Origin of the sequence: Bradyrhizobium sp. AUGA SZCCT0431 (assembly GCF_018131065.1) — a bacterium.
Classification (GTDB): domain Bacteria; phylum Pseudomonadota; class Alphaproteobacteria; order Rhizobiales; family Xanthobacteraceae; genus Bradyrhizobium.
The window spans coordinates 100,001-123,145 of the sequence record NZ_JAFCLR010000007.1; the positions used below are offsets into that span (position 1 = coordinate 100,001).

The 23,145-nt window shown below is 61.3% G+C and carries 16 protein-coding genes, 2 tRNA genes, 2 rRNA genes and 1 pseudogene (1 of these 21 running past the window's edge); 11 read left to right on the forward strand and 10 right to left on the reverse strand.

The window, feature by feature from the left end; genetic code table 11:
• From JQ567_RS08490 to JQ567_RS08505, 4 genes are all read right to left on the reverse strand, one after another.
• A 23S ribosomal RNA gene (locus JQ567_RS08490) occupies nt 1-620 on the reverse strand; it reaches 2,225 nt to the left of the window's first position.
• Nucleotides 621-1,048: 428 nt separating this feature from the next.
• Nucleotides 1,049-1,124, reverse strand: a tRNA-Ala gene (locus tag JQ567_RS08495).
• A gap of 55 nt (nt 1,125-1,179) precedes the next feature.
• Nucleotides 1,180-1,256 (reverse strand) — tRNA-Ile (locus JQ567_RS08500).
• 208 nt (nt 1,257-1,464) lie between these two features.
• A 16S ribosomal RNA gene (locus JQ567_RS08505) occupies nt 1,465-2,955 on the reverse strand.
• Together the 16S and 23S rRNA genes with 2 tRNA genes alongside form the textbook arrangement of a ribosomal RNA operon.
• An 854-nt stretch (nt 2,956-3,809) precedes the next feature.
• On the opposite strand from JQ567_RS08505, the gene JQ567_RS08510 reads away from it, so the two are divergent.
• From JQ567_RS08510 to JQ567_RS08540, 7 genes are all read left to right on the forward strand, one after another.
• Nucleotides 3,810-5,882: a M23 family metallopeptidase gene (locus JQ567_RS08510; RefSeq protein WP_212438399.1), complete on the forward strand. Its 2,073-nt coding sequence runs from the start codon at nt 3,810-3,812 to the stop codon at nt 5,880-5,882.
• Nucleotides 5,883-6,092: 210 nt separating this feature from the next.
• The gene (locus JQ567_RS08515) at nt 6,093-7,049 is read left to right on the forward strand and encodes an ABC transporter permease (RefSeq protein ID WP_212438400.1); all 957 of its coding nucleotides are present in this window, start codon (nt 6,093-6,095) and stop codon (nt 7,047-7,049) included.
• On the forward strand, nt 7,049-7,945 hold the full coding sequence (locus JQ567_RS08520; protein WP_212438401.1) for an ABC transporter permease: 897 nt from the start codon (nt 7,049-7,051) through the stop codon (nt 7,943-7,945). Before JQ567_RS08515 ends, JQ567_RS08520 begins: the two co-directional genes overlap by 1 nt.
• A gap of 27 nt (nt 7,946-7,972) precedes the next feature.
• A complete protein-coding gene (locus tag JQ567_RS08525) occupies nt 7,973-9,679 on the forward strand; it encodes an ABC transporter substrate-binding protein (RefSeq protein WP_212438402.1) in 1,707 nt (568 codons plus the stop codon).
• Between the two features lie 14 nt (nt 9,680-9,693).
• On the forward strand, nt 9,694-10,665 hold the full coding sequence (locus tag JQ567_RS08530; protein ID WP_212438403.1) for an ABC transporter ATP-binding protein: 972 nt from the start codon (nt 9,694-9,696) through the stop codon (nt 10,663-10,665).
• Nucleotides 10,658-11,665 (forward strand): ABC transporter ATP-binding protein, encoded by a 1,008-nt coding sequence (locus tag JQ567_RS08535; RefSeq protein WP_210337426.1) that lies wholly within the window; start codon nt 10,658-10,660, stop codon nt 11,663-11,665. The genes JQ567_RS08530 and JQ567_RS08535 overlap by 8 nt, the downstream gene beginning before the upstream one ends.
• A gap of 147 nt (nt 11,666-11,812) precedes the next feature.
• Entirely contained in the window at nt 11,813-13,438 is a 1,626-nt protein-coding gene (locus JQ567_RS08540; RefSeq protein ID WP_212438404.1) for an SMP-30/gluconolactonase/LRE family protein, read from the forward strand.
• 157 nt (nt 13,439-13,595) lie between these two features.
• Here the strand turns inward: JQ567_RS08540 and JQ567_RS08545 are convergent.
• Nucleotides 13,596-13,784 (reverse strand): annotated as a pseudogene (locus JQ567_RS08545) (hypothetical protein); the annotation flags it as partial.
• A 203-nt stretch (nt 13,785-13,987) separates the two neighbouring features.
• Nucleotides 13,988-14,134: a hypothetical protein gene (locus JQ567_RS08550; protein WP_212438406.1), complete on the reverse strand. Its 147-nt coding sequence runs from the start codon at nt 14,132-14,134 to the stop codon at nt 13,988-13,990.
• 269 nt (nt 14,135-14,403) lie between these two features.
• Between JQ567_RS08550 and JQ567_RS08555 the strand changes: the two genes are divergently transcribed.
• Nucleotides 14,404-14,763 (forward strand): SPW repeat protein, encoded by a 360-nt coding sequence (locus tag JQ567_RS08555; RefSeq protein WP_212438407.1) that lies wholly within the window; start codon nt 14,404-14,406, stop codon nt 14,761-14,763.
• Between the two features lie 67 nt (nt 14,764-14,830).
• Nucleotides 14,831-15,094 carry a hypothetical protein gene (locus tag JQ567_RS08560; RefSeq protein ID WP_212438408.1) on the forward strand — a complete coding sequence of 88 codons (264 nt, stop codon included), beginning with the start codon at nt 14,831-14,833 and terminating at the stop codon, nt 15,092-15,094.
• 85 nt (nt 15,095-15,179) lie between these two features.
• On the opposite strand, the gene clpB is transcribed toward JQ567_RS08560, so the two are convergent.
• Nucleotides 15,180-17,819: an ATP-dependent chaperone ClpB gene (gene clpB / locus JQ567_RS08565; protein ID WP_212438409.1), complete on the reverse strand. Its 2,640-nt coding sequence runs from the start codon at nt 17,817-17,819 to the stop codon at nt 15,180-15,182.
• On the opposite strand from clpB, the gene JQ567_RS08570 reads away from it, so the two are divergent.
• Complete coding sequence (locus JQ567_RS08570; protein WP_312017374.1) at nt 17,742-18,827, forward strand: MOSC domain-containing protein; 1,086 nt, start codon at nt 17,742-17,744, stop codon at nt 18,825-18,827. The genes clpB and JQ567_RS08570 overlap by 78 nt on opposite strands.
• A 757-nt stretch (nt 18,828-19,584) precedes the next feature.
• Here the strand turns inward: JQ567_RS08570 and JQ567_RS08575 are convergent.
• A complete protein-coding gene (locus JQ567_RS08575) occupies nt 19,585-19,875 on the reverse strand; it encodes a hypothetical protein (RefSeq protein WP_212437256.1) in 291 nt (96 codons plus the stop codon).
• A 369-nt stretch (nt 19,876-20,244) separates the two neighbouring features.
• Between JQ567_RS08575 and JQ567_RS08580 the strand changes: the two genes are divergently transcribed.
• Nucleotides 20,245-21,306, forward strand: a complete 1,062-nt coding sequence (locus JQ567_RS08580; protein WP_212437255.1) for a dipeptidase — start codon at nt 20,245-20,247, stop codon at nt 21,304-21,306.
• Between the two features lie 703 nt (nt 21,307-22,009).
• Here JQ567_RS08580 and JQ567_RS08585 read toward each other — a convergent pair.
• Nucleotides 22,010-22,627 carry a GyrI-like domain-containing protein gene (locus JQ567_RS08585; RefSeq protein ID WP_212437254.1) on the reverse strand — a complete coding sequence of 206 codons (618 nt, stop codon included), beginning with the start codon at nt 22,625-22,627 and terminating at the stop codon, nt 22,010-22,012.
• Between the two features lie 223 nt (nt 22,628-22,850).
• Nucleotides 22,851-23,066, reverse strand: a complete 216-nt coding sequence (locus tag JQ567_RS08590) for a hypothetical protein (protein WP_212262085.1) — start codon at nt 23,064-23,066, stop codon at nt 22,851-22,853.
• Nucleotides 23,067-23,145 lie beyond the last annotated feature (79 nt).

The window sequence follows — 23,145 nt, forward strand, 5'->3', positions numbered from 1 at the left end:
TTGGGCTCCGTCTGTTTGTAGGTGTCCGGTTTCAGGTCTATTTCACTCCCCTCGTCGGGGTGCTTTTCACCTTTCCCTCACGGTACTGGTTCACTATCGGTCGCTGAGGAGTACTTAGGCTTGGAGGGTGGTCCCCCCGTGTTCAGACAGAATTTCACGTGTTCCGCCTTACTCAAGGATACATCATCGCATTACCCGTACGGGGCTATCACCCTCTAAGGCCCTGCTTTCCTGACAGGTTCCGGTTGTCTTTGATGTATCACTGGCCTGGTCCGCGTTCGCTCGCCACTACTAACGGAGTCTCGTTTGATGTCCTTTCCTCCGGGTACTTAGATGTTTCAGTTCCCCGGGTTCGCTTAAAACCTCCTATGTATTCAGAGATTTCATACCTTCACTTGATAACTGGAAATCCAAAACCTCGCGGCTTGGTCTCAAACATTGCTGTTCAAACCCCAAGATACGAGATCTTGGAGTTCCAGCTATCGAAGGTGGGTTTCCCCATTCGGAAATCCATGGATCAAAGCTTCTTCGCAGCTCCCCATGGCTTATCGCAGCGTAGCACGTCCTTCATCGCCTCTCAGCGCCAAGGCATCCACCGAACACCCTTAAGGCACTTGATTGCTCTCATTATCAATGTCCACACACTCGGCAGAATGTAGTCCGTACAATTGCCTTGAGGTCGAAACCTCAAAACGCGCACTCTCGATGAATGCTATGCACGGCCGGACAATGATTAGAAAGACCAGCTTGCTTCGTAAGATCAACCCGATAGCGAGGCGGTCAAGCTTCGCTAAAAAGATCATTTACAACTCACTCATCTCACTCATCTTGCGATGAATTACGATGCGCGAGCGCCGAAATGATCTGGAGATTATGAATTGGGCTCCGCAAATTGCTTTGCAGACCCAAAACTCGGATCAATCTCCTCTTTACGATGTCAGAAATCACGCACGCGTATCCCGTAGGACACGACATGCGAAGTGATGTTTCGCGGACGATTTGAAAGGCGCTTTGTTAGCAGGCCACTTTGTCGATCTTCAATTCCATCTGGTGGAGCCAGACGGGATCGAACCGACGACCTCATGCTTGCAAAGCACGCGCTCTCCCAGCTGAGCTATGGCCCCGTACCAGAAGACGAATGCTTACGTCGGTCATGAGACGTGATGCGCTCGATCAAAGTGGTGGGCCTGGGAAGACTTGAACTTCCGACCTCACGCTTATCAAGCGCGCGCTCTAACCAACTGAGCTACAAGCCCCTAACACGAGAGGCCGCAGTGGCGCGCACCGGCTTAACGCCAGATGCGTCGCACAAGCGCTAAGCCCCTGGCGCGTGTTCGTCCGCGAAGAAAGAGAAACGTAGACGGCGAAATCCCGCCAATGCAGCTCAACAATCCTGACGATCGTTGGCCACTGATGTTTCTAAAACGGTTCGATAGAAGCAAGCTTCTGAAGAACCATCCTTAGAAAGGAGGTGATCCAGCCGCAGGTTCCCCTACGGCTACCTTGTTACGACTTCACCCCAGTCGCTGACCCTACCGTGGCCGGCTGCCTCCCTTGCGGGTTAGCGCACCGTCTTCAGGTAAAACCAACTCCCATGGTGTGACGGGCGGTGTGTACAAGGCCCGGGAACGTATTCACCGTGGCGTGCTGATCCACGATTACTAGCGATTCCAACTTCATGGGCTCGAGTTGCAGAGCCCAATCCGAACTGAGACGGCTTTTTGAGATTTGCGAAGGGTCGCCCCTTAGCATCCCATTGTCACCGCCATTGTAGCACGTGTGTAGCCCAGCCCGTAAGGGCCATGAGGACTTGACGTCATCCCCACCTTCCTCGCGGCTTATCACCGGCAGTCTCCTTAGAGTGCTCAACTAAATGGTAGCAACTAAGGACGGGGGTTGCGCTCGTTGCGGGACTTAACCCAACATCTCACGACACGAGCTGACGACAGCCATGCAGCACCTGTCTCCGGTCCAGCCGAACTGAAGAACTCCATCTCTGGAGTCCGCGACCGGGATGTCAAGGGCTGGTAAGGTTCTGCGCGTTGCGTCGAATTAAACCACATGCTCCACCGCTTGTGCGGGCCCCCGTCAATTCCTTTGAGTTTTAATCTTGCGACCGTACTCCCCAGGCGGAATGCTTAAAGCGTTAGCTGCGCCACTAGTGAGTAAACCCACTAACGGCTGGCATTCATCGTTTACGGCGTGGACTACCAGGGTATCTAATCCTGTTTGCTCCCCACGCTTTCGTGCCTCAGCGTCAGTATCGGGCCAGTGAGCCGCCTTCGCCACTGGTGTTCTTGCGAATATCTACGAATTTCACCTCTACACTCGCAGTTCCACTCACCTCTCCCGAACTCAAGATCTTCAGTATCAAAGGCAGTTCTGGAGTTGAGCTCCAGGATTTCACCCCTGACTTAAAGACCCGCCTACGCACCCTTTACGCCCAGTGATTCCGAGCAACGCTAGCCCCCTTCGTATTACCGCGGCTGCTGGCACGAAGTTAGCCGGGGCTTATTCTTGCGGTACCGTCATTATCTTCCCGCACAAAAGAGCTTTACAACCCTAGGGCCTTCATCACTCACGCGGCATGGCTGGATCAGGCTTGCGCCCATTGTCCAATATTCCCCACTGCTGCCTCCCGTAGGAGTTTGGGCCGTGTCTCAGTCCCAATGTGGCTGATCATCCTCTCAGACCAGCTACTGATCGTCGCCTTGGTGAGCCGTTACCTCACCAACTAGCTAATCAGACGCGGGCCAATCTTTCGGCGATAAATCTTTCCCCGTAAGGGCTTATCCGGTATTAGCACAAGTTTCCCTGTGTTGTTCCGAACCAAAAGGTATGTTCCCACGCGTTACTCACCCGTCTGCCGCTGACGTATTGCTACGCCCGCTCGACTTGCATGTGTTAAGCCTGCCGCCAGCGTTCGCTCTGAGCCAGGATCAAACTCTCAAGTTGGACTTGAAACTTCAAACCGGCTGATCACAACGTTTGACGAGGTCCCACCATTTTTTGCCGGCCGAAGCCGACAAGCTGCCTACGATTCACATCGTGGGCAACGATGGTGTAACCTATGTAAACGTGTACCGCCGAAGTCTTTCGTCCGGCCCCAACACTTCAATACTTGCGTATTCAAGTAATCGAGGCCCGCAAGGACTCCGCCGTCCACGTTTCTCTTTCTTCATCTTCACTTGTCAAACAGCCCGGGACCCGAAGGACCCATCTCCCATGGTTGGGAGTTCCGAAAGCACCTTCACCGGACGGCAAATAACAACCGATTGGTATCGGCTGTTGATTCACTCATCATAATGAGGAGCTTCACGGGCGCGACAACTTGCCTTGGCCTCAGGGCCAAAGCAGCGCCGCGCTCAGTGGTCGGGTTATAGGCCCACCCGATCGGACCTGTCAACGCCCTTCGTCAACAAATTGTCGCACGATGTGGAAGAAATTTTGGACCCCAAGAAGTCTATATATTTGGGGCCTTTACGCCGTACTTGAGCCACAATCCTGCGACGTTCTGACTATAACGTAAGCATGGAACGGCCGGATGCCAGTGGGGGCTGCCGGTGTTCATCTACCAGGGATCGGCGATTTCAATGAACCCGTCGCCTTTCCCCACGCGGCCGAGAAACATCGAGAGATCTGCACATCATTGACGTTCGAGATTGCGGCCGGTCTTCTGGCCTCTGATTCCCGAATATCGATTCGTGCGGCGCGCGATGCACCGGGATCCTCCTTATAGGGGGCGCAAACCGGATCTGGATCGAGCGAAGGTCTAGTCGAATGTTGATGGAATTTGGGGGGACACAGGGTTGAATCAGAGGGCGTCACGCGGAAGCGGCTATGGACGCGAGACCGGGATCATTGATCTCGGTCACGAGCCGCCGCTTTCCGTCGATGGCTCCGAGGCCGCGGTGATCGACCGCCGCCGTGTCTCCGTACAATGGTTTAGCGGCACTATCCTGACTGGTCTGTGCGGCGCAGCTCTCATCGGCGGCGCCGTTTTCGCGTCGCTCGACGGCGAAATGACCTTTGCCAAGGTGCCGGAGCGCGTCGAAGGCGCGTTGCGCGGCGCTTTCGGCGCCAACGATCGCTCCGCCAGCCTGCACAAGAGCGACCGCCTGCCGCCGCCAGGTGATTCGACCGCCGCTCGTAATGTGCTGAGGGTGTCGACCGTCACCCGGGTCGGCAACCGCGACGTGATGCGGGTTCGGCCGTTCATCCGCATCTCCGGCAATTTGTCGATGACGACGAGCGACCTTTCCGCAAAAATCCCGCCATTCAACGCCCAGCGCATGCTGACCGATGTCGGCGCCCCCGCCCCTGCCGCCGCCGACGATCCGAACAACCCCGATGCCGTCGAACCCGATGCCGAAGTCTCCTTCGTCACCAAGGACCTCGCATCGGTGCTGCCGAAGGCGAAACTCGCCGCCGTGGTCGCGCTCGACGAAGTCCTGATGCGGGTGCGGGACGCCGCCAACTGGCGCGGCAACACCGGCGGCGTACGCTATACGGCGCTGGCGAACGCCGCCGCCGATGCCAGCGGCGTCCAGTCCGACATGAAGCTGGCCTACGCCACCGAGGGCACCGTCTCCGACCCCTATGCCGGCTTTGAAACCCGCGTGGTGCCGGAAAACGTCACGCTGCTGCCGAAGACCAAAGACCAAATCACCGGCGGCAACCCTTCCAACGAGCGCATTCACATCGTGAAGAAGGGCGATACGGTCACCTCGATCCTGCGCGATCAGGGCGCAACACCGGACGAGGCCAAGGCGATCGCCGCAACGCTGGGCGCCCGCGGCCGCGACGGCGGTCTAAAGGAAGGCCAGAAACTCCGTATCCTGATGGCCCCTGCTGCCCCCGGCCCGGGCGTGCGACTGCAGCCCTATCGGGTGATCGTCGCCAACGAAACCACCATCGAGGCCGTTGCCGCACTGTCCGACGTCGGCAAATACGTCGCCGTCGACGTGCAGAGCATGAACACCGTTGCCGAGGCTGCCGCCGGCAAAGACGACGACGACGATGAGGATGACGGCACCGGCGTCCGGCTCTACCAGAGCATTTACGAGACCGCGTTGCGCAACAAGGTGCCGGCCACCGTCATCGAGGACATGGTCAAGATCTATTCCTACGACGTCGACTTCCAGCGCAAGGTGCAGCCCGGCGATTCCTTCGACGTGTTCTTCGCCGGCGAAGACGACGGCGCGACCATCACCGAAAAGACCGAAGTGCTGTTCGCTTCGCTCACGGTCGGCGGCGAAACCAAGAAATATTACCGCTTCCAGACCCCCGACGACTCGGTCGTCGACTACTACGACGAGACCGGCAAGAGCGCGAAGAAGTTCCTGGTGCGCAAACCCGTCAACAACGCGATCATGCGTTCGGGCTTCGGCGGACGCCGCCATCCGATCCTCGGCTACACCAAGATGCACACCGGCGTCGACTGGGCCACGCCTTACGGCACGCCGATCTTCGCTTCCGGCAACGGCGTCGTCGAGAAAGTCGGCTGGGAAGGCGGCTACGGCAAATACGTCAAGCTGAAGCACAACAACGGTTACGAGACCGCCTACGGCCACATGTCGGCGTTCGCCAAGGGCATGGAGCCCGGCAAGCGGGTGCGACAGGGTCAGGTGATCGGCTTCGTCGGATCGACGGGCATGTCGACCGGCGCCCACGTGCACTACGAAATCCTGGTCAACGGCCGCTTCGTCGATCCGATGCGCGTGAAGCTGCCGCGAGGCCGCTCGCTCGAAGGCCCGGTCATGGCGGGCTTCGAGAAGGAACGCGATCGCCTCGACATCCAGATGAACAATCGCGGCGCTGCGCGCGTCTCCGATGCCGCCGGCAGCACCGCTGCGCCATCGGTGCGGCAAGTCAGCCGCTGAGCCGCTTCACTTCTCGGATTCTCATCTCTCATCAGCGTTAGCGTGAAGTTGGATGCGTTGCTGTTCCGCGACGCGGAATGTTTTGCGCGCGCATGAACTTGACGGAAGTTCCTCCGCAAAAAGATCGCATCGCACGCGCGCGATAATGCTTGCGGGCATTTCGGACGCGGTCCACTCTTGTTGAAGGGAGCAGACAACGGGGCACGCGGAATGCAGGCATATCTGGCACGGCGATTGTTGGCGCTTGTCCCGGCGCTGTTCTTTGCCAGCCTGATTGTCTTCGTCATCGTGCGGCTGGTGCCGGGCAACGTCATCGACATGATGCTCGCCCAGAACGACGTCGGCGCAGACAAGCTCTCGCGTGACCAGCTGATCGCAACGCTCGGCCTCGATCGCCCGATGTGGCTGCAATATTTTCACTGGATCGGCGGCATTCTTTTTCACGGCGATTTCGGCCGCTCGCTCTGGCAGAACACGCCGGTGCGCGAACTGCTCGGCGCACGGCTGCCGGTGACGTTCCAGCTCGGCTTCATGGCGCTGATCATCGCGCTGTGCATCGCGCTGCCGATCGGCATCTATTCTGCGATCCGGCAGGACACCGCCGGCGACTATCTCACCCGTTCGTTCTCGATCCTGATGCTGGCGGTGCCGAGCTTCTGGATGGGCACCATGGTGATGGTGTTCCCGTCAATCTGGTGGGGCTGGTCGCCGCAGGTGAACTTCGTCGCGTTCACCGATGATCCCCTGCAGAACCTCAAGCAGATGATTCTGCCGGCGATCATTCTGGGCACAGCGCTGTCGGCCATCACCATGCGCCTGACCCGCACCATGATGCTGGAGGTGCTGCGCCAGGACTATATCCGCACCGCCTGGGCCAAGGGCCTGTCGGAACGGCTGGTCGTCATCCGGCATGCACTGCGCAACGCGCTGATCCCGGTGGTCACGCTGATCGGCCTGCAGGCGCCGATCCTGATCGGCGGCGCCGTCATCGTCGAGCAGATCTTCGTTATTCCCGGCATGGGGCTGTTGCTGCTCGACGCCATCAGCCAGCGCGACTATCCGATCATTACCGGCGTCAGCCTCGTGATCGGTCTTTGCGTGATGCTGATCAATCTCGCCGTCGACCTGAGCTACGGCCTGCTCGATCCCAAGGTGAGATACCGCTGATGACGCTTGCGATCGATATTCCGGCCACGAGCGGCAAGACCGAGCGCAACGGCGTCCTCCGCTTTGTGATTCGCCTGTTCCGCGAGAAGCCGCTCGGCGCCGCCGGCGGCGTCATCTTCATTCTGTTCCTGCTGTGCGGGATCTTCGCCGATGTTCTGGCGCCCTATGGCATGAACCAGATCAGCCCGCGCAACCGCCTGATGGCGCCGTCCTGGGCCTATCCGTTCGGAACCGACAATCTCGGCCGCGACATGCTCTCGCGCTGTCTCTATGGCGCCCAGATTTCGGTGATCATCGCCTTTACCGCCGCCTCGCTGGCCACCGTCGTTTCGATCGCGATCGGCATTCTCACCGGTTATCTCGGCGGCAAGATCGATCTCGTCACGCAGCGCTTCGTCGATGCCTGGATGAGCTTTCCCGATCTCATCATCCTCCTGGTCGTGGTTTCGGTTCTCGGCCCCGGCCTGCCGCAGATCATCGGCACGCTCGGTCTGCTGCTCGGCATCGCCGGCTCGCGCATCATCCGTTCCGCCGTGGTGTCGGTGCGCGAGAACATGTATGTGCACGCCGCCCAATCGATCGGCGCCTCGACCGGCCGCATCCTGTGGCGACACATCCTGCCCAACATCATGCCGCCGATCATCGTGCTGTTCACGACGCGTGTCGGCACCGTGATCCTCGCCGAGTCGGGCCTGTCGTTTCTCGGCCTTGGCGTGCCGCCGCCGACCCCGACCTGGGGCGGCATGCTGTCGGGCTCGGGCCGCACCTTCATGTTCCAGGGACCGTGGCTGGCGCTGGCGCCGGGCCTTTGTCTCACGGTCGTCGTTTATTCCACCAACGTGTTCGGAGATGCCTTGCGGGATCTGCTCGACCCACGCATGCGCGGATCAAGATAACCAGAAAATAATATCCAGGAGGAAGTCATGCCCCATTCACGCGCCGTATCACGTCTCGCCGCCGCGTCAGTCGCCGTGGCCCTATCGCTTGCAACACCTGCATTCTCGCAATCCGAAGCGCCGCCAAAACCCGGCGGCACGCTGGAGATTGGGACAGTTTATGTCACGCTCTCGGCGCTCTCCTGGGATCTGGCCGACTGGAACTGGAAGCAGAACCACGACACCGGCCAGGTCTACGAGCAACTTTTCGCCGCGGACCTCTCCAAGTCCAAACGGCTTGGCGGCAAGCATTCGTTCTACGCCGATGCCTGGATCCCTTCGGATGCGATCCGCGGCGAACTTGCCGAAAAATGGGAGTGGAAGCAAAATCCGCTCCGCCTCGAGATCAATTTGCGCAAGGGGGTGATGTTTCCCGACAAGCCCGGGGTGATGGCGGCGCGCGAACTGGTCGCCGATGACGTGGTGTTCTCCTTCAACCACCGCGACAAGAGCCCCAAGAAAATCGCCACTTATTTCGATCACATCGACAAGGTCGAAGCCACCGACAAGCACACCGTGCTTTTCACCTTCAAGAACTACAACGCGGAATGGGACTATCGCTTCGGCTGGGGCTATTATTCCGGCATCATCCCGAAGGAAGTCGTCGACGCCGGCGCCGGCAACTGGAAGAACATCAACGGGACCGGCCCGTTCCAGCTTGCCGAGTTCGTGCAAGGCAACTCGAACACCTATGTCAAGAATCCGAACTACTGGGGCACGGAGAAGATCAACGGCGTCGAAACCAAGCTCCCGCTGGTCGACAAGGTCGTCTACCGCACGATCAAGGACGAGGCGACCTTCCTCACGGCATTGCGAACCGGCAAACTCGATATCCTAGAAAACATCAGATGGTCCGCGGTCGATGAGCTCAAGAAGAGCGCGCCGCAGCTAAAGTGGTCGAAGTGGCTCTCGATGAGCGGCCAGTTCCTCGCCATGCGCGTCGATACCAAGCCGTTCGACGATGTTCGCGTCCGGCGCGCCCTCAATCTCGCCGTCAACAAGCAGGAGATCGTCAAGGAATATTACGGCGGCAACGCCGAGCTGTTCGCCTACCCGCAGCACCCCGATTATCTCGGCTATTTCGAGCCGCTCGAGGCGATGCCGGACTCGATCAAGGAACTCTTCACCTACAACCCCGAGAAGGCCAAGAAGCTGCTCGCCGAGGCCGGCGTTCCGAAGGGGTTTACCCTCAAGGTTCAGGTCTGCGCGTGCAATCCCGACCATATCGACCTGATCCCGCTGCTGGCGGCCTATTATGAGCAGGTCGGCGTCAAGCTGGACATTCAAACCATGGAATACGGCGCGTTCCTTTCGGCCATGACCACCAAGACCAATGCACCGGGCTATCTCATGAACAACGGGCACACCAATCCGACGACGACCATTCGCAAGAGCTTCGTCAAGGGCCAGGTCTGGAACCCGTCGCAATGGTCCGATCCCGAATACGACAAGAAGATGGACGCGGTTTATCTTGAGCCGGACGAGACCAAGCGTCAGGCCATGCTGAAGGAGATGACGCGGGAGATTCTGGACAAGGCGCCCTATGTGTGGCTTCCCACCCCGTACATCTTCACGGCCTGGTGGCCCTGGGTGAAGAACTACGCCGGCGAACTCCGCGCCGGTGCGGTTCGTCCGGGACCGATCTATGCGCGGATCTGGGTCGATCAGGACCTCAAGAAGAAGATGGGCCATTGAGCGGGCGAGCTGCGATGACGCGCCCACTGCTGGAAGTCAAAAACCTGACGACGCGGTTCCGCACCGAGCGCGGAACCGTGACCGCGGTGGATGGCGTATCGTTTCATGTCGATCCCGGCGAGACGCTCGCGATCGTCGGCGAGTCCGGATCCGGCAAGAGCGTCACCGCGCTCTCGGTGCTGCGCCTGATCCCGAACCCGCCCGGCCGGATCGAGAGCGGCGAGATCCTGTTCGACGGCGTCGACCTGTTGAAGCTCGACGATCCCGGCATCCGCGCGGTCCGCGGCAACAAGATTGCGATGATCTTCCAGGAACCGATGTCCTCGCTCAATCCGGCGCTGACCGTCGGCCTCCAGGTCGCAGAGCCGATCAACGTGCATCGGGGCACGCCGTGGGAGAAAGCCTATGAAGCCGCGACCGAATTGATCGGCCGCGTCCGCATCGGCGATGCCGCGAGCCGGCTCGGCTCCTATCCGCACCAATATTCCGGCGGCATGCGCCAGCGCGTGATGATCGCGATGGCGCTGGCCTGCGCGCCGCGCCTGATCATCGCGGATGAACCCACCACGGCGCTCGACGTCACGGTGCAGGCGCAGATCCTCGACCTCTTGAAGGAAGTCACGCGTGAGACCGGCTCATCGCTGATCCTGATCACCCACGATCTCGGCGTCGTCGCCCGCTACGCCGACCGCGTCGCGGTGATGTATGGCGGCCGCATCGTCGAAGTCGCGCCGGCGCGCGAGCTCTACGCCCGGCCACAGCACCCCTATACGTCAGGCCTAATGGCGTCCGTCCCCCGCCTCGATGGCGGCGGCGGCCGGCGCCTGATGCCGATCGAGGGCCAGCCGCCTGATCTGGCCAGCCTGCCGCCCGGCTGTTCCTTCGCGCCGCGCTGCCGCTCGATCCTGGATCAATGCCGAACCGCGAAGCCTGAACTGGTTCAGGTCGCCGACCGTCACGCCAAAGCGTGTTTCGCCCATGTCTGACGCGCTGCCCGAGCCATCCGTCGATACCATCCTCCGGGTCGAGGATCTGAAGGTTCATTTCCCGGTCACCAAGGGCATCATCCTTCAGCGCCAGGTCGCGACCGTCAAAGCGGTCGACGGCGTTTCGTTCACGATCCGGCGCGGTGAGACACTGGGCCTCGTCGGCGAAAGCGGCTCCGGCAAATCGACCACCGGACTTGCGGTGCTGCGGATGCTGACGCCCACCGCCGGGCGGATCGTGTTCGAGGGACAGGACATCGCCCCGCACCGCGGCGCCGAACTATTGGGTGTGCGGCGCCGGATGCAGATGGTCTATCAGGACCCTTATGGCTCGCTCAATCCGCGCATGACGATCCGCAACATCGTCGGCGAGCCGCTGGCCGTTCATGGCCTCGATGGCGACAAGGCGGCGACCCGCGACAAGATCGCATCCCTGATCGCTTCCGTCGGCCTGTTGCCCGACATGGCCGATCGCTATCCGCATGAATTCTCCGGCGGCCAGCGCCAGCGCATCGGCATCGCCCGCGCGCTGGCACTGGAGCCGAGCCTCTTGATCGCCGACGAGCCGGTGTCCGCGCTCGACGTCTCGATCCAGGCGCAGGTCATCAACCTGTTCATGGACCTGCAGGAGCGGCTGGGGCTGACCTATCTGTTCATCGCGCATGATCTGGCGGTGGTCCGCCACATCTCGACGCGCATCGCGGTGATGTATCTCGGCCGCCTCGTCGAAATCGCCGACCGCGACGATCTCTATCGCAATCCGCTGCACCCCTACACCGAAGCCCTGATGGCGGCGGTGCCCGTCGCCGATCCCGAGGTCGAGGCGCGCCGGCCGCGAGCGGTGATTTCAGGTGAAGTGCCGAGCGCGCTGCGGCCGCCGCCCGGATGCAGCTTCCACACCCGTTGCCCCCGCGCCATGGCGGTGTGCAAGACCGATCAGCCGCCGCTCCGCGAACTCGGTCCGGGACGCGCGGTGGCGTGTCATCTGCATGCAGGCTGAACTCTCGTAAAATTCTCAAGAGTCCAGTTCTTAGCGCGTTGTCATTTTTGTGGCGGCCAGGCCGGGCCGCAACGACATGTTTTGTTTGCCAAACCCCACGAGCGAACGAATACTCACCTCCATAATAAAAAAACGGGAGGTAGCGTCATGACGAGCAGGCTCGCCTTCGGTGCGACCGTGGCTGCGGCAGTGTTTCTTGCCACCGGCGCCTCGGCGCAGACATATGAAGTTACCAAACTCGTTCCAGGCTCGGCGTTTCACGGCGTCCATGGGCTCGGCATCGACAAGGCCGGGCGGTTGTTCGCCGGCAGCGTCGCCGGTGCGGCGCTCTACGAAGTCGATCGCGCGAGCGGCACGGCCAAGATCTCGGTTGCCTCGCCGGAAGGCATGGCCGACGACATCGCATTTGCTCCCGACGGCACCATGGCGTGGACCGCATTCCTGACCGGCGACCTCTACTCTCGCAAGGGCGACGGCCCGGTCAAGAAGCTGGCCTCCGGCCTGCCCGGCATCAACTCGCTCGCGTTCCGCAAGGACGGACGGCTCTACGCGACGCAGGTGTTCCTCGGCGACGCGCTCTATGAGATCGACGTCGAGGGCGCCAAGCCGCCGCGCAAGATCATGGAGAAGACGGGCGGGCTCAACGGCTTCGAGTTCGGGCCGGACGACAAGCTTTACGGCCCGCTCTGGTTCAAGGGCCAGGTCGCCAGGGTCGACGTCGACAAGGCCGAACTGACTGTGGTCGCCGACGGCTTCAAGATCCCGGCAGCGGTCAATTTCGATTCCAAGGGCAATCTCTGGGTGGTGGACACCGCGCTCGGCCAATTGGTGCGGGTCGATCCGAAGTCCGGCGCCAAGAAAATGGTGGCGCAGCTCAAGCCCTCGCTCGACAACCTCGCGATCGACGACAAGGACCGGATCTTCGTTTCCAACATGGCCGATAACGGCATTCAAGAGGTCGATCCGGAAACCGGCGCCGCCAAGCAAATTATCATCGGCAAACTGGCGCTGCCCGGCGGCATCGGCGTCGTCTCGGACGGCGGCAAGGACACCCTCTATGTCGCCGACGTGTTCGCTTACCGCACCGTCGACGGCGCCACTGGCGAGGTCTCCGAGCCTGCCCGCATGCATGCGGACGGCGTGACGCTGGAATATCCGATGAGCGCCACCGCGAGGGGCGACGACGTGATCCTGTCGAGCTGGTTCACCGGCACCGTGCAGTTGATCGACCGCAAGACCGGCAAGACCAGGGAGATGCTTCACGACTTCAAGGCGCCGCATGACGCCGTCAAACTCGGTGACGGCTCCATTCTCGTCAACGAACTCGGCAGCAAATCGCTGGTCCGCGCCAGTGGCGAGCACGGCAAGGACCGCACTGTTCTGATCGGTGACCTTGAGGGACCGGTCGGCATGGCCGCCACCGCATCGGGAGATGCGGTCTATGTCACGGAAGCCTTCGCCGGCCGCGTGCCGAGGATCGGTACCAACGGCGAGAAGACAATCGTCGCCAAGGACCTGAAAATGCCCGAGGGCATCGCGCTCGGGCCCGACGGCATGCTGGTCGTCGCCGAAGTCGGCGCCAGGCGCATTGTCGGGATCAATCCGAAAGACGGGACCGTCACCGAGATCGCCGGCAACCTGCCGATCGGCCTCGCCCCTGCCCCCGGCGGATTGCCGTCCAACATCCCGACCGGCGTCGGCGTCGGCGCGTCAGGGGTGATCTACTTCTCGTCGGACCTGGAGAACGCGATTTACAAGGTGGTGAAGAAGTAGCCGGAACGCACCCAGCGCATAATGGAATCAACCGGTTCGGGGCGATCTTTACCGCCGCTGCAACCACCTAAAAAACAGCCTGCGCGAGGCAGGCTGTTTGCTCGTCTATGTCGCTCTGCGTGCATTGCCGGAGCGGCTGCTGCGCCGGCCAATCAACTCAGTTCAGCTTACGCTTCGGGATCGGCGCCTCGAAGGTCGCGATCTCGGCGGTCTGCGGCGCCTTGCCGTTGAAGGTCAGCACATTGCCTTCGCTGGAGATCACCACGCGATCGCCGTCGGCGACCTCGCCGGCGAGGATCATCTCGGCCAGCGGATCCTGCAAATTGCGCTGGATCAAGCGCTCCATCCGGGGACCGGCCGTGGCAGCGCACCGGGTGCATATCCATTTTTACGGCGCGGCGTTCGCGCAGATCAGGAAGACGACGCCCAGCGCCGTAAGGCCGAAAGCCACGGCTGCAAAGGGGGGTGATGCGACCGCTCGTATTTTTTCCAGACGAGGGACAGCGACCGGGGTACCAACACCGACATCAGGAGCAGCGCACTGACCCATTACCAGCGGAAGCTCGATGTCGCTTTGCCGGTCGAAAAGAATCCACCCTGCGACAACCAGGCGACAAGGCCGACGGCTGCACAGTAGATGTTAGGGGGAAGCTGATCGAACACCGGCTTGTTGTGAACGATGAGTTGCCTGGTCATGCGGACGCCTTCTCTCTTATGGCTATCCTTGCGGATGATTGGGGGCCGGCGCGGCTCGCATCTTCGCGAGACGCCGAGCGATTCATGCTGCCCGAAAGCGGAAGTATGCTTGCGCCGGAATGGGCCTGAACTCGCCGCTCCTGCGCCCGGCCACAGGGAGGAACCGGCTTGCCCCGGCTGCCGTTTCATTAAATTTTCATTCGGCCGCGATGGAACCGGCTAGGAGCAGTTCGGTTGATTGGAATGGGCAACCTTCAATGGAGGGTGTCATGGAGAACTGGACGAACGCTAGATATTGTGACGTCGCAAATCTGATCCTCGGCGCGGTTTTATTGGTTTCACCTTGGATATTCGGATTCGCAACGGGAGCAGCCTCTACAAACGCCAATGTCGCCGGCATCGCCATCGCGGTGCTCGCCATTGCGGCACTGGCGGCCTTTGCCGTCTGGGAGGAGTGGCTGAACCTCATCGTGGGATTGTGGACGCTGATTTCTCCCTGGATCCTGGGCTTCCAAGGGACCACCGCGATGACGGTGCATCTGGTGATCGGCGCCGCTGTGGCAGTGCTTGCGGCCATCGAGATCTGGCTCATGTCGCAGAACCCGCCGCGGCTTACCACGCACAGTTGAGGCACGAGACGGTTCCCTTCGCCTGCCGGTACTGGCAGGCGAAGGCCGGTTTGAGGGATGAAATGCCATGCAGCGCGTCACCCGTGACGACGTTACCAAGGCGATCGGCCCGGTCGACGAAGTGACCATCGCCAAAATCATTGGCACCGGTGCGACGGCGGACGAACTGGCGGAGGCCCAGGCCTGGATCGTCAACGACGAGCCGCTGATGAATGACGGCCGGCCGCTGGCGAGCGGCCGGGTTCGCGAACTCATCGATATCCTCGCGGAGTTTGAATCGAGCGAGGATGAAGATGGCAAGGCAGGGAGCCCCACGGACGGGCAGATCTGACGCACCGGCCCAATACGGGCGAGCGGGTGCCCCAGCGTCAAGCGCGATTCATTCGACGGTCGCCACCCTGGTTCACCTTATCTAGCTAGTTCAGCTTGCGCTTCGGGATCGGCGCCTCGAAGGGTGCGATCTCGGCGGTCTGCGGTGCCTTGCCGTTGAAGGTCAGCACGTTGCCTTCGCTGGAGATCACCACGCGGTCGCCGTCGGCGACCGAGCCTTCGAGGATCATCTCGGCCAGCGGATCCTGCAGATGGCGCTGGATCACCCGCTTCAGGGGACGCGCGCCGTAGGCGGGATCCCACCCCTTGGCGGCGAGCCAGTCGCGCGCCGCGGCATCCAGCGTGAGCGTGATCTTGCGCTCCTCCAGCAGTTTCTGCAGCCGCGCGAACTGGATCTCGACGATCCGGCCCATCTCGCTCTTCTGCAAGCGGTGGAACAGGATGATCTCGTCGACCCGGTTGAGGAATTCGGGCCGGAAATGCGCCCGCACCATCCCCATCACCTGCTCGCGCACTTCAGACGTATCCTCGCCTTCCGGCTGGTTCACCAGGAATTCCGAACCGAGGTTCGAGGTCATGATGATCAGCGTGTTGCGGAAGTCGACCGTGCGGCCCTGACCGTCGGTCAGGCGGCCGTCATCGAGCACCTGCAGCAGCACGTTGAAGACATCCGGATGCGCCTTTTCGATCTCGTCGAACAGCACCACCTGATAGGGCCGCCGCCGCACCGCTTCGGTGAGCGCGCCGCCCTCGTCATAGCCGACATAACCCGGAGGCGCGCCGATCAGCCGCGAGACCGAGTGTTTTTCCATGTACTCGGACATATCGAGGCGGACCATCGCGGTCTCGTCATTGAACAGATATTCCGCCAGCGCCTTGGTCAGTTCGGTCTTGCCGACGCCGGTCGGCCCTAAGAACATGAACGAGCCCATCGGGCGGTTCGGGTCCTGCAGCCCGGCGCGCGAACGGCGGACCGCGGTCGCCACCGCACGCACGGCTTCGGCCTGGCCGACCACCCGCTGGCCAAGACTGCCTTCCATCTTCAGCAGCTTGTCCTTTTCGCCCTCCAGCATCTTGTCGACGGGCACACCGGTCCAGCGCGACACCACCTGCGCGATGTGGTCGGCGGTAACCGCCTCCTCCATCATCTCGCCGGGGTTCTCCTTGGCTTCGATGTCGGCAAGCTTCTTCTCCAGTTCGGGAATCCGGCCATAGGCCAGTTCACCTGCGCGCTGGAATTCGCCGCGGCGCTGGGCGTTGGCGAGTTCGATCCGCAAGGCATCGAGTTCGCTCTTCAGTTTCTGGGCGTCGGAGAGCTTGTTCTTCTCCGCGCTCCAGCGCGCCGTCAGCGCCGCCGACTTCTCCTCGAGCTCGGCGAGTTCCTTTTCCAGCGTCTGCAGGCGGCTCTTGGAGCCGGCATCGCTTTCCTTCCTCAGCGCCTCCTGCTCGATCTTCAGGCGGATGATCTCCCGATCCATCGTATCGAGTTCTTCGGGCTTGGAATCGACCTGCATCTTGAGCCGCGCCGAGGCCTCGTCCATCAGGTCGATGGCCTTGTCGGGCAGGAAGCGGTCGGTGATGTAGCGGTTCGACAGCGTGGTGGCGGCCACCAGCGCCGAATCCGTGATGCGCACGCCGTGGTGCTGCTCGTATTTGTCCTTCAGGCCGCGCAGAATCGAAATCGTGTCCTCGACCGTCGGCTCGGAAACGAAGATCGGCTGGAACCGGCGCGCCAGCGCCGCATCCTTTTCGACATGCTTGCGGTATTCGTCGAGCGTGGTGGCGCCGATGCAATGCAGTTCGCCGCGCGCCAGCGCGGGTTTCAAGAGATTGGACGCGTCCATCGCGCCGTCGGCCTTGCCGGCGCCGATCAACGTGTGCATCTCGTCGATGAACAGGATGATGCTGCCTTCGGCCGACGTGACCTCGGCCAGCACGGCCTTCAGCCGCTCCTCGAACTCGCCGCGGTATTTGGCGCCCGCAATCATTGAGCCGAGGTCAAGCACCAGCAGCTTCTTGTCTTTCAGGCTCTCGGGAACATCGCCGTTGAGAATCCGCAGCGCCAGGCCCTCGACAATCGCGGTCTTGCCGACGCCGGGTTCGCCGATCAGCACGGGGTTGTTCTTGGTGCGGCGGGACAGCACCTGAATCGTGCGGCGGATTTCCTCGTCGCGGCCGATCACCGGATCGAGCTTGCCGTCGCGCGCGGCCTGGGTCAGGTCGCGGGCATACTTTTTCAATGCGTCATAGGCGTTCTCGGCGGTCGCCGAGTCAGCGGTGCGGCCCTTGCGCAGGCTTTCGATCGCAGCATTGAGGTTTTGCGGCGTGACGCCGCCCTTGCTCAGGATGGTCGCGGCCTCGCTGCCCTTCTCGAGCGTGAGGCCCAGCAGCAACCGCTCGACGGTGACAAAACTATCGCCGGCCTTTTCGGCGGCCTTTTCCGCAGCGTCAAACGCCCGCGCCAGTTCGGGGGCGAGATAGACCTGCCCGGCGCCGCTGCCGGATACTTTTGGGAGTTTGCCCAGCGCGTCCTCGGTCGCCTTGAGGATGGCGCGGGAGTTGCCGCCGGCACGGTCGATCAGACCGCCGGCCAGGCCCTCGCTGTCGTCCAGCAGCACCTTGAGCACGTGCAGCGGAGAGAATTGCTGGTGGCCGTCGCGCACGGCCAGCGATTGCGCAGACTGGATGAAACCACGCGCCCGCTCGGTGTATTTCTCAATATTCATTCTTCGCTTCCCTCGGCCTGCCACCCCCACCCCGAAGGCATGGATGCGGCATCTTCATTGGGTTTCCACGCGGCCGCATTGACTTTCCTCAACCAGCCGGTGGTCGTCGCCATCATTTTTCAGGCTTGGCGCAAATGTGGGCATGTCAGGCCAAAAACGGAAGAGGCCGATTTTGCAATTTCAGCATGTGGCGGGCTGCAAGGGAATCTCTTAAAAGGCCGGATGACCTCACCAAAACCCCCACAGATCACCGGCATCTACCGCTATCCCGTCAAAGGCCTGACCCCTGAACCGCTGCCGCGTGCGGCCCTGACCCCTGGCGAGACCCTGCTGGCCGACCGCCGCTACGCCATTGAAAACGGCCCTAGCGGCTTCGATCCGGCCGAGCCGAAATGGCTGCCCAAGCCGCATTTCCTGATGCTGCAGCGGGACGGCTGGCTGGCGGCGCTGCAGACCCACTTCGACGATGCCAGCCACGTGCTGACCATCCGCCACAACGGCGCCATCGCGGCGCAGGGCAACCTCGAAACCGCCGAGGGCCGGGCCGCGATCGAACGGTTCTTCGCCACCAGCTATGCCGGCCAGATCAAGGGACCGCCGAAGGTGCTGACCAGCCCCGGGCACAGTTTCTCCGACGTCGCCCGCAAGGTGGTCTCGATCATTAATCTCGCCAGCGTCCGCGCCATCGAGAACATGGTCGACCACCCCGTCCATCCCCTGCGCTTCCGCGCCAACCTCTATGTCGAGGGCTGGCCGGCCTGGCACGAGTTCGACCTGCTCGACCGGACGATCGCGATCGGCGATGTCAGGCTCAAGGTGGTGAAGCGGATCGTCCGCTGCGCCGCCGTCAACGTTGACCCTGACACAGCCGAGCGTGACCTCGCCATCCCGCAGGCATTGCAGCGCAGGCTCGGTCACGGCGATTGCGGGATCTATGCCGAAGTGACCGCCGGCGGCACCATTGCGGTCGGCGATGCCATCATGGCGGAGCAGCCGGAGCTGTTGTGAGGTAGCTCGGGACGGCTCGGCGATTTCCGCTGTCGTCCTCCGCGAAAGCGGGGGACCCAGTACGCCGCGGCTTCTCGGTTCAATCATTGACGTCTCTGGAATACTGGGTCGCCCGGTCAAGCCGGGCGATGACGACTGATCGTGTGTTCGCGATCTCGCGGCGCGATGCGTCCGAGCTTTGCCAGAAACTTCCCGCCCTCTCATCGAGAGGGCGCAGGGAAGACCGGGTGCGCGCTGCACCCGCGGTCTCGCGTGCGATTTGCACAAAACAAAATGCACACGAGCATACAGGTCCAGCGGAGAGCATCCGGCCTTCCCTGCGCAGTGGCTTTACGACTTATATCGAGCTCTCCCTGGTGAACGGGCTTTCTTGCCACCATTGCCCGCAAGAAGCGTTTGGCTCCTCGCGAACGTGACGCCAGCAACGGGGCGCCAGGACCACCGTGACGACGGCCGACGCCCTCTGAGTGGGACGGGATGGCGATATATGTGCCCCTGATTTGCCTTCTGGAAAAGCGAAATATTTTTTATTTCAGGGCTTGACATCGTTTCCGAAAATCAGAATTGATTTGCCCCGGCTTCGCCAAGGCTACGCCGGGCGCGGCCGTCGGGTTGATTTGCCGCAGGTCTGCAGCGGGATTTGATTTGCGCCAGGGGCGACGCAGTTGATGTAGCCCGGATGAGCAAAGCGATATCCGGGGTGGCGTTGGAGTGGTCCCGGATGTCGCTTCGCTCATCCGGGCTACTTGCTTCGGCCCTACGGCCTACGGACTACGTCCTTCTTCGAAATCCGGATCGACACGGAGCCGCGGCGCATGTCGGTGATCCCTGACGATCTGAGAAATGCGCGCCGCTGGACGAAACCCTCATCGGGGTCCGCGGTAATACAGCCATCCTGCAGCTGATCGTCGAGGAATACGCTGACATCATAACCGTCCGCGATCAGCGCCAGATGATTGCGGTAGCCGGGATCGAACATCACGGACGATATGCGGCCAAGGAAATGCTGTTGTACAAAGCGGCGGAGTTCAAATGCGTCCGCGGTCATCACACATAGCTCCAAATCGATGCGTGATGCTGGCTGAACAATGCGCTTGTCCCGGATTTGTTCCTCCGGAATCCACCCCCCGTTAAGCTGTCGTCCCTGCGTACGCAGGGACCCATACGCCGCGGCGGAAGCTATCTGGGCACACTGCTGGACGACTTTCCTTGCAACAACCGCTCACTGTGGCTATGGGTCCCTGCGTACGCAGGGACGACAAGCAGCGACATCCGGGATGGCGTTGCAGTGGTCCCGGATGTCGCTGCGCTCATCCGGGCTACTTGCTGACGGATAGAGGTTGCGCAGGGACCGGTTCTGCGGAAAATGGCAGGCGATCTCGCAACTCGCGATATCTGTCACGGGCACCGGTAAACAATGACCACCAACATTTCCATCTTCGACGGCCATAACGATGTTCTGCTGCGTCTTTACAAGTCGGCTTCCAGCGACGTGGTGTCCGATTTCTTGGGCGGCGAAGACGCCGGCCATATCGACCTGAAAAAGGCCAGGGCCGGAGCTTTTGTCGGCGGTCTGTTCGCGATGTACTCGCCATCGCCAGGCAATTTTGCGTCGCTCAGCAAGCAGATGACGGGCGGCCGTTATGCGGTGCCGCTTCCTGATCCGCTTCCCATCGAAGAGGCACGGAAATCCGTTGCCGGTGAGCTGGCGATCCTGATGCGGGTTGTCAGGAGATCGCGGGGCGCCGTGGCGCTTTGCAAGACGACCGCGGAGATCCATTCGGCGATCGCGCGCGGAGCGCTGGCGGTGGTGCTTCATCTGGAAGGCGCCGAAGCCATCGACGGTGATCTGCATTTTCTGGAGGTGCTGTACGCGGCGGGCCTGCGCTCGCTGGGACCGGTCTGGAGCCGGAACAACATTTTTGGTCATGGCGTCCCGTTTCAGTTTCCCGCCGGACCGGATACCGGCGATGGCCTGACCGCTGCCGGTGAAAAGCTCGTCAGCGCCTGCAACGAAATGAAGATCCTCGTCGACCTCTCGCACATCACCGAAAAGGGCTTTTGGGATGTCGCGCGCCTCTCCACAGCGCCGCTGGTCGCGACGCATTCCAACGCGCATGCGTTGTGCCCTTCGCCGAGAAACCTGACCGACCGGCAATTGGCCGCGATCCGCGATTCCGCAGGCATGGTCGGTCTCAACTTCGCGACCTGCTTTCTTCGCCCTGACGGCAGCATGATCGCGGATACGGATGTCGAACTGATGGTGCGTCAGCTCGACTATCTCATCGACAAGCTCGGCGAGGACCATGTCGGATTTGGATCGGATTTCGACGGCGCAACCGTGCCGGCGAAAATCGGCTCGGCGGCCGGGCTGCCCGTGCTGATCGAGGTTCTCCGGCAAAGTGGATACTCCGAGCCGCTGTTGAAGAAGCTGGGCTCGACCAATTGGTTCAATCTGCTCGAACGCACGATTGGCTGAAACCGGGAGTCGTCGACCTCCTGGCGACCACGCCGCCACCTGCCGCCCGCAACGGGCTTCGGCTGACATGCGCTCTTTGAGTTCGCGCGTTCCTTGGAAAATTCGGGGTGCTCCGAAAGAGTAGCTGTTGTTCGCGCTTCGGAATGCGACCTGCTTCACGCAAACAGGTCGGGCGCCGGCGCGCGTGAACTTCACGTCGGGGGCGGACTCGCGTTTCCAGAGCCAGTCCTTGGCGAACGGCCCCGCGATCCGTTATTCGAGATCGGGGTGATAAAATCTCTGTGCAGGGCAGTTGGTCTGTTGGCGCCATCGAACAACACGGTAACGCCCGTGTTGCTAGGGCTCACCTCGACAACGATCCCAGTCTGCCCGGCCAGTTCCGGGCATCGAGCGGCTCCGAGTTCACTCATCTTAAAACGAGTGCCGACGACCAATCTGGTGGTTTTCTGATCCATCCCTGAAGCTATTCAATAGTGAAAAGGTCTTTCTGCTAAAATGTAATGGTGCCAACTGGTTATAAAAATTAATTGCGCGACTCAGGTAGCGACCAATTTAAATCGTTCCGGGTTTGGTCGTCTGTTCGATACCCGACATTTCGGGCAGGTGCCACTTTTTCCCGGGAACCCGAATGAAGCGAGGGGCGTGTACGGCGCTAATTAGTATTGGTCGCAGGCCGCGTTCTTTTGGTTCAAAGGGCGGGGCCTCAGCCAGCGCTTCTGACCGGTTGCCGCAGGATCGTCTTGAGCTTTTCCGGCGGCGTCCGGCGTGCATCGCTGAGATGGATCTCGTGATGCGGCCCTGAAAACGTCACCCCCATCGCAGGCATGATGTCGTGGTGAAGCCTGGCGAGCACCGGGCCCTCGTCGTCATAGCTGCCGACATGCAGCGTCTGCAGGCATCGCCCTTCGTCCAACGGCTCGAGGCGCAGCGAGACCGGAGGCTCTCCGAGCTTGTCCCGCGATCTTGCGAGCGCAGCCTCGTACAGGGGCCGCTCGACGAAGTCGGGCACCATGATCATCATCGTCCATTGCCACAGATGCTCCCGCCGCCCGACAAAATCGTCGGGATTGTCGGCCCACCAAAGGCCTTCGAGCGGCGGAACGACGTAGTCCTTTCCCGATGCGGTCTTGCTGGCAAATTTCATCGCGTAGCTCAGCGAATACAGCCACTCGATGGCGCGCTGATAGGCTGGATCACGATTGGGGTCGCCTTCGCCGTTGATCTTGACGAATTGCATGGCTGGCATGTCGACGGTGGCAAAACTGCCCCTGGGCGCGCTGTAGAATGTTGCGAGCTGCTTCTTGAAATCGATCTTGTCCACGTTCGTCGCGGTTCGCTAGATGCTGCGCTGTGTCGCGTTCCGGTCCAATCCGCATGCAATGGTACAATCCACCGCTTGAGACAGGTAGCGGCGGATTGCGCAACGCGAATCCGCCGTACGAGCTACGGGCTGCGAATGGTTGGCAAGCATGTCGCCAACGTCAAGCGCGACGTGGTGCGCTAGCAGGCGAGGGCGCCTCTCATCCGAGAGGCGGCGCATTCCATCATGCTTCGTCTTTGGGCACGTATTTGCCCGCGATGCATTTGTATCTCTGTAGTTTCCATTGGTGATACGGACCCTTGGCGAGCCATTCGGCAATGCCGATTTGCGCATTGACCATACAGGCGGTCATGGTGATGCCTGACTGCTCACTGTTGGTGACGACTTTCTCCAGGCATAGCTGGCCGTTGCAGAGAACGGCGACAAGAGTAACGAGCATGGCGTCCTTCGTTGATAGGAAATTCCCGGTCAACTAACTCCATGCAGGCTTCATGCCATGATTCTGCATGCGCCGTACG

Bases quoted from the DNA above. Each gene is read 5' to 3' on its own strand.
- JQ567_RS08580 (WP_212437255.1), top strand. From the start codon at position 20,245: ATGACCACCAACATTTCCATCTTCGACGGCCATAACGATGTTCTGCTG.
- JQ567_RS08520 (WP_212438401.1), top strand. From the start codon at position 7,049: ATGACGCTTGCGATCGATATTCCGGCCACGAGCGGCAAGACCGAGCGC.
- JQ567_RS08535 (WP_210337426.1), top strand. From the start codon at position 10,658: ATGTCTGACGCGCTGCCCGAGCCATCCGTCGATACCATCCTCCGGGTC.
- JQ567_RS08525 (WP_212438402.1), top strand. From the start codon at position 7,973: ATGCCCCATTCACGCGCCGTATCACGTCTCGCCGCCGCGTCAGTCGCC.
- JQ567_RS08560 (WP_212438408.1), top strand. From the start codon at position 14,831: ATGCAGCGCGTCACCCGTGACGACGTTACCAAGGCGATCGGCCCGGTC.
- JQ567_RS08590 (WP_212262085.1), bottom strand. From the start codon at position 23,066: ATGCTCGTTACTCTTGTCGCCGTTCTCTGCAACGGCCAGCTATGCCTG.
- clpB (WP_212438409.1), bottom strand. From the start codon at position 17,819: ATGAATATTGAGAAATACACCGAGCGGGCGCGTGGTTTCATCCAGTCT.
- JQ567_RS08550 (WP_212438406.1), bottom strand. From the start codon at position 14,134: ATGACCAGGCAACTCATCGTTCACAACAAGCCGGTGTTCGATCAGCTT.
- JQ567_RS08555 (WP_212438407.1), top strand. From the start codon at position 14,404: ATGGAGAACTGGACGAACGCTAGATATTGTGACGTCGCAAATCTGATC.
- JQ567_RS08515 (WP_212438400.1), top strand. From the start codon at position 6,093: ATGCAGGCATATCTGGCACGGCGATTGTTGGCGCTTGTCCCGGCGCTG.
- JQ567_RS08540 (WP_212438404.1), top strand. From the start codon at position 11,813: ATGACGAGCAGGCTCGCCTTCGGTGCGACCGTGGCTGCGGCAGTGTTT.
- JQ567_RS08530 (WP_212438403.1), top strand. From the start codon at position 9,694: ATGACGCGCCCACTGCTGGAAGTCAAAAACCTGACGACGCGGTTCCGC.
- JQ567_RS08575 (WP_212437256.1), bottom strand. From the start codon at position 19,875: ATGACCGCGGACGCATTTGAACTCCGCCGCTTTGTACAACAGCATTTC.